This is a genomic window from Myxococcus sp. CA039A (assembly GCF_013336645.1).
GTDB classification, from domain to species: Bacteria; Myxococcota; Myxococcia; order Myxococcales; family Myxococcaceae; genus Myxococcus; species Myxococcus llanfairpwllgwyngyllgogerychwyrndrobwllllantysiliogogogochensis.
The window spans coordinates 21,292-33,253 of record NZ_JABUMQ010000091.1 but is presented as its reverse complement, the minus strand read 5'-3'; the positions used below and the strand labels follow the sequence as shown (position 1 = coordinate 33,253).

At 69.3% G+C, this 11,962-nt stretch carries 8 protein-coding genes; 5 read left to right on the top strand and 3 right to left on the bottom strand.

Going from position 1 to position 11,962, the window contains the following annotated elements; all coding sequences use genetic code 11:
* The first annotated feature begins 98 nt into the window (after positions 1-98).
* Positions 99-617 carry a YbhB/YbcL family Raf kinase inhibitor-like protein gene (locus HR086_RS17200; RefSeq protein WP_141647718.1) on the top strand — a complete coding sequence of 173 codons (519 nt, stop codon included), beginning with the start codon at positions 99-101 and terminating at the stop codon, positions 615-617.
* 252 nt (positions 618-869) lie between these two features.
* A complete protein-coding gene (locus HR086_RS17195; protein ID WP_371745748.1) occupies positions 870-3,506 on the top strand; it encodes a GAF domain-containing protein in 2,637 nt (878 codons plus the stop codon).
* Positions 3,507-3,532: 26 nt separating this feature from the next.
* Here HR086_RS17195 and HR086_RS17190 read toward each other — a convergent pair whose 3' ends face one another.
* Both HR086_RS17190 and hemL read right to left on the bottom strand, forming a co-directional pair.
* On the bottom strand, positions 3,533-5,728 hold the full coding sequence (locus tag HR086_RS17190; RefSeq protein WP_254626360.1) for a serine/threonine-protein kinase: 2,196 nt from the start codon (positions 5,726-5,728) through the stop codon (positions 3,533-3,535).
* Positions 5,712-7,007, bottom strand: a complete 1,296-nt coding sequence (gene hemL, locus HR086_RS17185; protein WP_174466152.1) for a glutamate-1-semialdehyde 2,1-aminomutase — start codon at positions 7,005-7,007, stop codon at positions 5,712-5,714. The genes HR086_RS17190 and hemL overlap by 17 nt, the downstream gene beginning before the upstream one ends.
* A 240-nt stretch (positions 7,008-7,247) precedes the next feature.
* Between hemL and rraA the strand changes: the two genes are divergently transcribed.
* Positions 7,248-7,733: a ribonuclease E activity regulator RraA gene (rraA, locus tag HR086_RS17180; RefSeq protein WP_141647715.1), complete on the top strand. Its 486-nt coding sequence runs from the start codon at positions 7,248-7,250 to the stop codon at positions 7,731-7,733.
* Here rraA and HR086_RS17175 read toward each other — a convergent pair.
* Positions 7,685-9,493 (bottom strand): hypothetical protein, encoded by a 1,809-nt coding sequence (locus tag HR086_RS17175; protein WP_174466151.1) that lies wholly within the window; start codon positions 9,491-9,493, stop codon positions 7,685-7,687. The genes rraA and HR086_RS17175 overlap by 49 nt on opposite strands.
* Positions 9,494-9,968: 475 nt before the next feature.
* Between HR086_RS17175 and HR086_RS17170 the strand changes: the two genes are divergently transcribed.
* Positions 9,969-11,162, top strand: a complete 1,194-nt coding sequence (locus HR086_RS17170) for an ABC transporter substrate-binding protein (protein ID WP_174466150.1) — start codon at positions 9,969-9,971, stop codon at positions 11,160-11,162.
* Positions 11,149-11,955 (top strand): ABC transporter ATP-binding protein, encoded by an 807-nt coding sequence (locus HR086_RS17165; RefSeq protein WP_141647712.1) that lies wholly within the window; start codon positions 11,149-11,151, stop codon positions 11,953-11,955. Before HR086_RS17170 ends, HR086_RS17165 begins: the two co-directional genes overlap by 14 nt.
* Positions 11,956-11,962: the final 7 nt, after the last annotated feature.

Here is an 11,962-nt window from a genome sequence, read left to right as displayed (position 1 = left end):
CCCCTGGTGCCCGGCGCCCCAGCGGCCGGGGCGTCGCTCATCCGCGCCGGGGTGTGCGCGTCGCCAGCTTGCTCCTATCCCGATTGTCGGAGGACTCCATGCCCAAGCCCCTCGTGCTGACGTCCCCCCGTTTCAAGGACGGGGACCTCATCCCCATCGCCTTCACCGGCGAAGGAGAGGACACCGCCCCACCCCTGCACTGGGAGAACCCACCCGCCGGGACGAAGAGCCTGGCGCTCATCGTCGAGGACCCGGATGCTCCGGACCCCAAGCATCCCCAGCGCATCTTCTGCCACCAGGTCCTCTACAACATCCCCCCGGGCGCCCAGGGGCTGCCGGAGGGGGCCCAGGTGGACGTGCTGCCCCCAGGGACGCGGGTGGGGCTCAACGACTTCGGCCACCAGGCGTACGGGGGCCCCATGCCCCCCATCGGCCGGCACCGGTACTTCTTCAAGCTGTACGCCCTGGACGTCGTGCTGCCGAACCTGGGCCGGCCTACCCGCAGGGATTTGTTGAAGGCGATGGAGGGCCACATCGTGGGCCAGGCGGACCTCATCGGCCTGTACGAGAAGGTCCACCACCGGGGCTCAGCGCAGGGACCCGGCGCGTCGGCCTGAGTCGCCGCCTGCTCGCTGGGAGACCTGGCGAGTTCATGGACTGACTCGCGGGCGGAGCCCTCGTTTCCGGGCCCGCCCGCATCATTTCCTGTCATCGCCCGCATCCCGCGTGACGCGCGTCAACACATGACACGGGCGTCTCGCGATGTAAGGGAAAACCGCGAGTCGTTGGCCGCGTCTGTGGTCTGGTCATCTAAGTGTCGGGAGCCCCACTTCTCCACCCTTGCATGCGGTGGAAGAGTCATGGGTGCCGTGAATCCATCCATCCGGGGCGGAGCTCCCTATGGCTCCTTCGACGAGATGTCCGTCGGCGTTTGCGTCATCCGCGAGCGTCGCTTCGTGTATGTGAATGATGCGCTCGGCATGCTGGTGGGGCACCCACGTGAGCTCATCGTGGGTCGCCCGGCGACGCTCCTCCTGACGGAGTCGAGCGTGACGGAAGTGATGGAGCAGCAGTCACGCCGACTGCGCGGCGAATCGGTGTCCAGCACCTACGAGGCGGCGCTTCGCACGGCAACGGGAGAACGACAGGTGGAGATGACCATCATTCCCAGCGGGCCCGACTGGGTGGCGCTGGTGCGCGACGTCACGTCCCGGGGCCTGCGGCGCAGCGTGCTCCAACGGCTGGCGGAGCTGGGCGCGGGGCTGCCCTCCCTGCGCACCGAGGGCGAGGTGCTGCGGCGGGTGTTCTCCGGGCTCGAGGAGCTGGGGCTCGCCTTCGCGTGGCTGTCACCCGAAGGCGAGGGGGTGCGGCTGGGGCAGACCTTCGTCCCCGTCGCGCTGGTGCCTCCGGACGCGCGGATGATGAGCGGACGGTGGGTGCGGGACGTGGTGGGCCGCTGGCCGTCCCTGCTGTTCCGGGCGTGGAAGGAGGGCTCGGCCTACTCGAATGACTTGTCACAGGAGGCGGCCTGGTTCCTCGACGGCGCCCAGGCGGACTGCGCTCGGAGCGCGCTGAACCGGGCCGGGCCGGCCCACACCATCGCCGTGCGCATCGACGTGGAGGGCCGTCCCCGCGCGATGCTGGCGGTGGCGGGAGAATGGCTGCGCGAGGAGGAGATGGCGCCGGTGCGGCTGTTCGGCGCGCAGGTGTCCGCGGCGCTCGATGCGGCGCTCACCATCTCCCGGCTGTCCGCGCAGAACACGGCGCTGGCGGCGCTCAACCGACTGGCCTCGGAGGCGGCGTCGGCGCCTCACCCGCGCGCCTTCTTCGGGCCGGGCACGGAGGAAATCGTCGGGCTGGTGGCCTGCGACGCGGTGACCATCCTGCTCCCTCAAGAGAACCAGATGGAGCTGGCGTACGCGCGCGGCATGGACCTGGACGACGCGGACACGGACCCTTTCGCGCGGCTGTGGCTGGCGGGAGGACTGTGCAACCAGGCCCAGCAGGAGGGCGCGCCGCTGGTGGTGGAGGTGGAAGACTGCCCGAACGGGCTGCGCGAGGACTTGCGACAGCGCGGCTTCCAGACGCTGGTCATCATCCCCCTGCGCGTGCGCTCCCGAGGCGTGGGCACGCTCAGCATCCTCTTCCGTGAGCCCAGGTACCTCACTCCGCTGGAGCTGGAGACGCTGCAGGCGATGGGCACCCACTTCGCGGCGGCCATCGAGACACATCGACTGTTGCAGGAGCTGCGGGGACGCGCCGAGGACATGGCGCTGCTGCACGAGGTGGCGCGGGCCCTGGCCACCACGCTGGAGCTCGACAAGCTGCTGGCCACCGGGGTCACCAGCCTCGCGCGCATCATCGATACACCGGATGCCTATGTCCTCATGCCGAACTCCACGGGCGAGTGGCTGGAGGTCCGCGCGGTGAGTGGCAGCCACCCGGAGCTGCTCGGACGCTGCCTGCCCGCGGGCGCACCGGATGCGTCCGCCACCGGGTTGGCCTTCCTGACGCGCGAGCTGGTGATGGTGGAGGACGCCGTCACCGACGTCCGGGTGGACCAGGAGCTGCGAGACAGCTCCTCCGCGCAGGCGTTCCTGGTGCTGCCCCTGGTGGTGCGGGACAGGCCCGTCGGGGTCATGGTCGCCACGGAGACACGGAGGACCCGCCGCTTCTCCCCCGCTGAAATCGAGCGGGCGAGCGCCATCGCCAACCAGCTCGCACTGGCCCTGGAGGGCGCGCGACTGGTGGAGGATTTGAAGGACAGCTACGTGGAGCTGGCCCGGACGCAGGAGCAGCTCGTGCGTCGCGAGCGACTGGCGGCCCTGGGCGAGCTGTCCGCCGTGGTGGCCCACGAGGTGCGAAATCCCCTGGGCGCCATCTTCAACTCGGTGGCCTCCATCCGCAGAATCATCGGCCCGGGCAGTCCGGCCGAGCCCCTGGTGGACATCGTCGCGGAGGAGGCGGACCGCCTCAACCGCATCGTCGCGGACCTGCTCACCTTCGCTCGACCTCCCGCGCCGCATCCCCATCCAGTGCCCCTGGCGCCGCTGGTGGAAGACGCGGTGCGCGGGGCGCTCGCGGAGTCACCCGGTGCGGTCCGCGTGGAGCTGGATTTGGAGGAGGACGTCCCGCCCGTCACAGTGGACGAGCGGATGATGCGTCAGGCCTTCCTCAACCTGGCCATCAACGCGATGCAGGCCATGCCACAAGGAGGACGCCTGCGGGCCGCGGTGCGCCGCGCCGCGGGTGCGCCCGAGGTCATGGTGGAGTTCAGCGACACCGGTCCGGGCATCACCGCCGAGGTGCGCGCGCGCATCTTCGAGCCCTTCTTCACCACCAAGGCCAAGGGCACCGGACTGGGGCTCGCCGTGGTGAAGCGCATCATCGAGTCCCACCAGGGACACCTCACCCTCGACTCCCAGCCGGGCACCGGCACGTGCTTCCGCCTCTACCTGCCGTTGGATTCACCCGCTTCCACGCGCCCGCTGCTGGCCGTTCCGTGACTTGAAGTCGAGAGGAGGGTGGGCTGTCAGCGCCACATCGTGAGCCAGGCCACGAGCAGCCCCAGCAGCGACGCGCCCGTGAACAGCGCGACGGCGAGCCAGACGCGGGAGCCCTGAAGCCATCCACCGGAGGGCTCGGGCTCCGCGGTGAGGACCTCGCCGTCACCGGTGATGGCGCGCACCAGCTCCAGTCGACGCGCCTCGAGGGCCTCCGTGGCCACCGTCTGCGAGATGTCGATACCGAAGCCGACCTGCGTCTCACGCGGCGCGCGTCGGGGGGCGTGTCGCGACATGGCGGGCGTCACCGTGTCCTCGGCGCCCGGCGGGAACAGGGGCTCGTGGGCACCACTGGCTCGCGCGGAGGCCGCCTGCTCGATGGCCACGAGGACCTTCGCCGCATCCAGGGCCTCGGTCGCTTCGACGGGAGACGTGGGCTTCGAGCGAGTCCCTGTGCCGACACCTCCACGCTCGGAACTCGCGTCCGACTCCGAGAGGTAGGTTCCGTATTGCGCGGTCCGCGCTGCGAGGTCTTCCGCCCGGAGAGGCATCGTCGCCAGTGGGTCATCGACACGCGGTGCGTCCACTCGCGGAGGCACGGCCACGGCGGTGGGTTCATCCTCGTCGGCGTTTCCCCATCCATCCGCGCGCGTCGGCTCGTCGTCGCCAGGACCTTGTCTCGGCTCGCCTGACCCCGGCCTCCTCGGACCAGCAGCGCGCGTCGGCTCATCGTCGCCGGGGCCCTGTCTCGGCTCGCCTGACCCTGTTCGCACCGGACCAGCCGCGCGCGTCGGCTCATCGTCGCCGGGGCCTTGCATCCCCACCGCGTGTCTCAACTCGCTCGACGCAGTTCGCCTCGGACCAGCCGCGCGCGTCGGCTCATCGTCGCCGGGACCTTGCAGCCCCACCGCATGTCGCAACTCACTCGACGCGGTTCTCCTCGGAGCATCCGCGCGCGTCGGCTCATCGTCGCCGGGGCCGCGTCCACCCGCCACATGCGTCGGCTCATCCTCACCGGGGCCACGCCCGCCAGCGACATGCGTCGGCTCATCCTCGCCCGGACCGCGAGCACCGGCCGCGCGCGTCGGCTCATCCTCGGCCTCGGGCCGCGGGCCCACCTGCGCCCGCTCGGACGGAACGAAGTCATCCGGCGTGTAGATGGCATTGTGCTCGAACGCGAGCGCCGTCGGCGGGGTGAGCGTCGCGACGAGCTCCGGCTCGGTATGCGAGCGCTTCGCCTCCTCGCGCAGCAGCTCCTCGAGCAGCTTCTCCTCCGCCTTCTTCTCGCGCGGGAAGACCAGCGCCAGCAGCCTCGCGAGCTCCGCGTCCCCCACGCCGGGCGCGAGCTTCGCCTTCAGTCGCGCGAGTTCCGCCCCCATCGCCGCCGCGTCCGGGAAACGATTCGCCGGCTCCGCCGTCAGCGCGCGCATCAGGAACGCATCCACGCTCGACGGCAGCCCCTGCCGATGCTTCCCCGCGTTCTCCCACTGCGGATACGCCGCGCGGCGCCAGCGCTCCACCGGGTCTCCCCGCTGCGACAGCGGCTTCCACGCGCACAGCTCCCACAGCAACACGCCCACCGCGTACACATCCGCGCGCCGGTCCACGAAGCGCTTGCGCGCCTGCTCCGGCGACATGTACGTCAGATTCCCAATCACCACCCGGGGCGCCGTCTGCTGCTCCTTCAGCGTGGACTGCGCCGCGCCGAAGTCGATGATCTTCACCTCGCCGTCGTAGCTGATACACACATTGGCCGGTGACAAATCCCGGTGCACCAGATGCAACGCGTGCCCTTCTTCATCCGTGGCATCGTGCGCATAGGCCAATCCCTCACACAGCCGCTCGCCCAGATGCAGGATGATACCCAAGGGCATCATCCGCCCCAGCTGCCGCAGCCGATACGAGAGCCGGCTCAGCGTCTTGCCCCGGACGTACTCCATGGAGAGGTACAGCTGCCCCTCCACCTCGCCCATCGCATACACGCGGGCGATGTTGGGATGCGTCAGCCGCACCACCACCCGGGCCTCGTCGCGGAAGCGCCCCACGAACTGCGGGCTCTCCATGAGCTGCGGCAGGACCTTCTTCACCACACATGCGCGGCGCGGAGCCTCCTCGCGCGCGAGGAAGACCTCTCCCATCCCCCCGGCGCCAATGCGGCGCACCAGGGTATAGGGACCGAAGCGAACGGGCCCCTCGAGGGGCGTCGGCTCAACCGGTCTGGCCAAGCGAGCGGAAGGCCTTTCTCGCCGCCCCGAGCACGTGCGCCACCTCTGCCTCGCCAATGGCCAGCGAGACGAAGGCCGCTTCGTACTGGCTCGGCGGCAGGTACACGCCCGCGTCCAACATGGCGTGGAAGAAGCGTCCGAAGCGCCCCGTGTCAGACGTCTTCGCGCTCGTGTAGTCGAACACCGGCTCCGCCGTGAAGAACACCGTCAGCATGCTGCCCACGCGGTTGACGGTGACGGGCACACCGGCGGCCTTCGCCTCGGCGATGAAGCCCTCCTCCAGCATCCGGCTCACCTGCTCCAGCCGCGCGTACGTCCCCGGCGCCGCCAGCGCCTTGAGACACGCCAGCCCCGCCGCCACCGCCACCGGGTTCCCGGACAACGTGCCGGACTGATACACGGGCCCCGCCGGCGCCACCTTCCGCATGATGTCCGCGCGACCGCCATAGGCGCCCAGCGGCATGCCGCCGCCAATCACCTTGGCCATCGTCGTCAGGTCCGGCTTCAGCCCGTACACTTCCTGCGCCCCACCGCGCGCCAGCCGGAAGCCCGTCATCACCTCGTCCAGCACCAGCAGCACGCCGTGCTTCTGACACAGGGCCTGGAGGCCCTGGAGGTAGCCCGGCTTGGGCACCAGCACGCCCATGTTGCCCACCACCGGCTCGATGATGGCGCAGGCGATGTCCTGCCCCTTCTCCGCGAAGATGCGCTCCACCGCCGCCAGGTCGTTATAGGGCGCGGTGAGCGTGAGCTTCGCCAGCGCCGCGGGCACGCCCGGCGAGTCCGGCAGGCCCAGCGTCTCCACGCCACTGCCCGCCTTCACCAGGAACGGGTCTCCCGCGCCGTGGAAGCAGCCCTCGAACTTGAGGATGTGCTCGCGACCGGTGAAGCCTCGCGCCACGCGGATGGCGGCCACCGTGGCCTCCGTGCCGCTGGACACCAGCCGCACCATCTCCACCACCGGCATCGTCCCGCAGATGAGCTCCGCGAACTCCACCTCGCCCGCATGGGGCGCGCCGAACGACGAGCCGCGCCGAGCCGCGTCGATGATGGCCTCCACGATGGGCGGGTAGGCGTGGCCAAGGATGAGCGGCCCCCAGCTCCCCACCAGGTCGACGTAGCGGTTGCCATCCACGTCGGTGAGCCAGGCTCCGGAGCCCTCACGGAAGAAGACAGGGTCCCCGCCGACGCCACGGAAGGCGCGCACCGGAGAGTTCACTCCACCCGGGATGCGCGCCTGCGCGCGGGCGAACAGGGACTGACTGTGAGCGTGATTCATGCCGCGTTCCATAGCACGCGCCGCGACGTCTCCCGCCTCTCCTCTCGCCTGCCCCCATGCTCGCCGCTTCTCCGTCCTGTCGAGTGTCGGTTATGGACACGTAGCGTTGAGACGTCGGCAACGTATCCCTGGAAAATCACACCAGGACGCACATCCGAGCGAGAGGCCGGGGCATCATGGACCTGGAAGACGCGCTGATACAGCGATGTGACGGCGGACCCGAGGACCCAGGAGACTCCCATGGACTTCAAGACGGCGGACCTGTGTGACACCCACTCGGGCACGGCCCACTTCCAGGTCGCCGAGCCCGGCTTCGTCGACTACGGCGGGCGGACCACGTTCTCGGGCCTCATCAGCACCGTGCGCGCGCCGGAGGACAACTCGCTCGTCCGCAAGGCCCTGGAGGAACCAGGCGCGGGGCGAGTGCTCGTGGTGGATGGCGGTGGCAGCCGTCGCTGCGCGCTGGTGGGCGACCAGCTCGCGCTGCTCGCGCAGCAGAACGGCTGGGCGGGCATCATCGTGAACGGCTGCATCCGGGACTCGGAGGAAGTGGGCCGCACGGCCATCGGCGTGAAGGCCCTGGGCACGCATCCGCTCAAGAGCTCCAAGCGCAACGAGGGACAGCGAGATACGGAGGTGCGCTTCGCGGGCGTCATCTTCAAGCCCGGACATCGCCTCTACGCGGATGCGGACGGCATCGTCACCTCGGAGTCGGCGCTGGACTGAGTCCACGCGCTCCGAGGCCAGATGAGGGCCACGGCGTCGTAGCCCCCCGAGGCCAGGAAGGCGCCATCCTCCGAGAACGCCAGCGCGCCAACCGAATGGGCGTGGCCTTCGAGCGTGGCCAGGAGCGTCCCCTCGCGGCTCCACACCCTCACTCGGCCCGCCATGTCACCCGTGGCCACGAGCAGTCCGTCATGGGAACACGTCACCGCGAACGCGGGGTCGGGGACCTCCAGCCGGACTTGACGATTCGGGTGCTCGAGCTCCACCAGGAGCACGTGCCCGTACTCCTTCTGGAGCACGACCCACTTGTCATCCGGAGTGATGGCTCGAAAGCAATTCCCCTTCGACACATGGACCGAGGACAGCCATTCATCCTTCTCCAGGTCCACCAGCCGCAGCTCGACGGTGTGGTCCCCTGGCGGCGGACATCTGCGTGAGATGACGCCGAGCCGCCCCGACCGGGACAGCATACGCAGCGCGAGGTCCTCGGGCGCGAGGTCCTTCCTCCAGAGAGGCCGTCCGGTCCGCGCGTCGACGACACGTATCCAGCGATGCTCGTACCAGCTCTCACTCTCCGCCAGCATCCCCATGTCGTCGGACCAGACCGTCGACGAACCGTTGGAGCATCTCTCCTCCAGTTCCACGTCAGCCCCTCCGAGCAGGCCGCTCAGTCTCATGCCCCCATGCTGGGGCAACAGCCTGAATACACGCCCGCCCCTCACATGGACGCAGGCCCCCTCCGATGCGAACGACTCACGACGCACCTCCCGGCCTGAGTCGCGGTCCCACACCCGGACCGTGCCATCTCCCGCAGCAGTGAGGAGGTGCCTCCCGTCGGAAGAGAAGGTGAGCTGCTCCACCCCGTGGCGATGCGCGGGCCCTGGCACCTCGCGCCGGGTCTGGAGGTCCACCAGCAGGAGGGCCCAGGACTCCCGCTTCGCGAACGACGCCCATCGACCATCGGGGGAGATGGCGAAACTCCAGCCAGCGCAACCGTATGAGCTCGACAGCTCCACCCACTCCTCCAGCGCCTCGCCTCGAGTGAAGAGCAACCGTCGATTCAGGATTCGCACCCGACGACCATCGGGGAGCACCTGACTCGCGCTGTTGGATACGCGTTGCTCGACGTCGCCCACACACTCCCCCGTCCGGGCGTCATACGTGCGCACCATGCACCTCAAGCCGGCCCCTGACTGCTTGCACCGGATGAACGCACCCTCTGGCGTGAAGTGCACCCATGGCGGCCCGCACTCGGCATCCCCCTGGACGGACCAGCGCGGGCTCCAGTTCGCCGTATCGAAGACAGACAGCCGAAAAGGCTCGTTGCTGTTCTCCAGCACCAACAGGCTGCCGCCATCCGGCGAGAACACCAGCCACTCCGCTGAACCAGGACTGTCTTCGAGCTGGACGCGCCGGACTTCTTCTTCCCGCTCCAGGTCGAACACGACGAAGCCACTCGGATACTGGGTGCCGGCCAGCAACATCCGCCCGTCCGGCGAGCGCGCGAGGCTGCGGATGTCCGTGCCCAGTCCCTCCCAGCGCCGCAGCTCCGCGCCACTGCGCGCGTCCCACAACCTCATCGTGCCCCCATCGCTCCCGGTGACGATGCGCTCGTCCGGCAGGTAGAGCACGGCGTTCACCCTCCTCGAGTCTCCTCGGAGCGAGAGCAGCTCCCGGCCGTCCTCCAGGTTCCACACCCGGGTCGTCGAGTCTCCCGACGTGACGAGCCTGCGCGAGTCCGCGGAGAAGGCGTGCGCCACCACGCCTCGTGGAAAACCCTCAGGGCCCGGTGCGTGCCAGAAGCGTACGGTGCCACAGCGACTGTGTGCCTGCTCCGGGAGAGGGTCACCGAAAGCATCGAGCCGGGGAAAATTCCGTTCGGGTAGGGGCATGCGGGGCGCCCCCAGCGACGCGCTGGCCCCACGGACCTGACAGGCCTTCGTTCGCGCCCCGTTTCCCTGGCGCAATGTGTCATCACCCGAAACATTTTCGCCGTGCGAAACACAATCAAGACAACCTTCCAGGACGTTCCGCCCTGCGAAATACAGCCATCGAATTACGGGTGACTGTCTTTCCTCTTCGAGGGGAGTGTGGCTACTGTTCCGCCACGATTCTGACGGGGAGAGTGCGATGCAACGACTCGTGGTCGGACTCCTGGCGACAGCTTTCTGTTTGATGGCTTGCAAGAAGGAAGAGGCTTCGACACCACCGTCGGAGGGCGCGCAGGAGCGTCCCGTGGCGGCACCAGACATCAAGACAGACAAGGGCGTCGACCTGGAGAAGAAGGTCGTCTACATCGGCGCGCTCAATGACGAGAGCGGCCCCGGCGCGGCCATCGGCAAGCCCTTCGCCGCGGGCAAGCGGCTGCTCGCCCAGCAGGTGAACGCGGGTGACTCCGGCCTGCTGCCGCCCGGCTGGCGCATCGAGCTCGTCGAGCGGGACCACGCCTACAACCCGCAGAACGCCGTGCAGGCGTACAGCGACATCCACGACCGCGTGCTGTTCCTGGGCACCAGCTTCGGCACGCCCAACACGCTGCCCCTGCGCGACAAGATGACGGCGGACAACCTGGTGGCCTTCCCCGCGTCGCAGTCCTCGGAGATGGCGCGACACCAGTACACGCCGCCCATTGGCGCCTCCTACAAGATGGAGGCGATGCGCGCCATGGACTGGGCCGTGGAGCACGCGGGCGGCGCGGACAAGGTGAAGGCCGCCATCGTCGCGCAGGGTGATGACTACGGGAAGGACGGCCTGGAGGGTTGGAGCGAGGCCGCGAAGCACCACGGCGTCACCATCGTCTCTCAGCAGAGCGTCGCGCCGGGACAGAAGGACTTCGCCGCCATCATCACCGCGCTCCAGCAGTCCGGCGCCAACTACGTGTTGCTCACGGTGCTGCCCAGCGCCTCGGGTCCCATCCTGGGCACGGCCGCGCAACTCAAGTATCAGCCCACCTGGGTGGGCCAGACGCCCGCGTGGGTGGACCGCTTCTTCGACGCGAAGGTCATCCCCGGCGCCGTCTTCGCCAACTTCTACTGGGCCACGGGGCTCACCTTCTGGGGCGACGACGTGCCCGGCATGAAGGACTTCCTCGCCCTGGTCGCGAAGTACCCCAACACGCCGAAGGACTTCTACACGCTGTCCTCCTACGTCCAGGGCCGCGTGCAGATTGAAGCGCTCAAGGCCGCCATCGAGTCCAAGGACGTCACGCGCGCCGGCTACCTCAAGGCGCTCAAGGGCATCACCCGCACCACCGCCGGCGGCATGACGGTGGAGCCGGTGGACCTGTCCCGGTTCCCCTACGAGACGTCCGTCGGCGCGCGGGTCCTCAAGCCCGTGCTCGACCAGGGGAGCTGGAGTGTCGTCGCGGGCTTCGCGCCGCCGAAGGCGCTGGGTGCCTCTGCCGCCAAGGCCGCCGATGACAGCAAGTAGTCCTGCCCTGCTGCGCGTGCAGAACCTCCAGGTCGTCTATCACTCAGCGGTGCGGGCCCTCCGGGGCATCACCCTGGAGGTTCCTCACCAGGGCGTGGTGGCCCTCCTCGGGCCCAATGGCGCGGGCAAGTCCACCGCGCTGCGCGCCATCAGCGGCCTGCTCGACATGCACGACGGCGCTATCACCCAGGGCAAGGTGGAGCTGTCCGGGCAGAGCCTCCTGGCCCTTCCCGCCGACGGGCGCGTGCACGCGGGCGTGGTGCAGGTGCTCGAGGGACGTCGCATCCTCGGCGAGCTGTCGGTGGAGGAGAACCTCCTGGCGGGCGGCTTCGGCATGGGCGCCCAGGCACGCAAGGAACTGGTCGAGTCCGCCTTCACGCGCTTCCCCGTGCTGCGCGAGCGACGGCGACAGAAGGCCGGCTACCTCTCCGGTGGAGAGCAGCAGCTGCTGGCCATCTGCCGGGGACTGATGCGGCGGCCCAAGGTGCTGCTCCTGGACGAGCCCTTCCTGGGCCTGTCGCCCAAGGCCGTGGGCGAGGTGTCGGAGCTGATTCAGCGCATCAGCGCGGAGGGCGTCGCGGTGTTGCTCGTGGAGCAGAACGCGCGGGTCGCACTGACGCTGGCCAGCCACGGCTACGTGCTGGAGACGGGCAAGGTGGTGCTGGACGGCCCCGCGGACACGCTGCGCGAGGACCCCGACGTGCAGGAGTTCTACCTGGGCTTCGGACGCGAGGGACAGCGCGGCTACCACGAGCTGAAGCGGTATCGGCGCAAGCGGCGCTGGCTTTCATGAAGGGTGA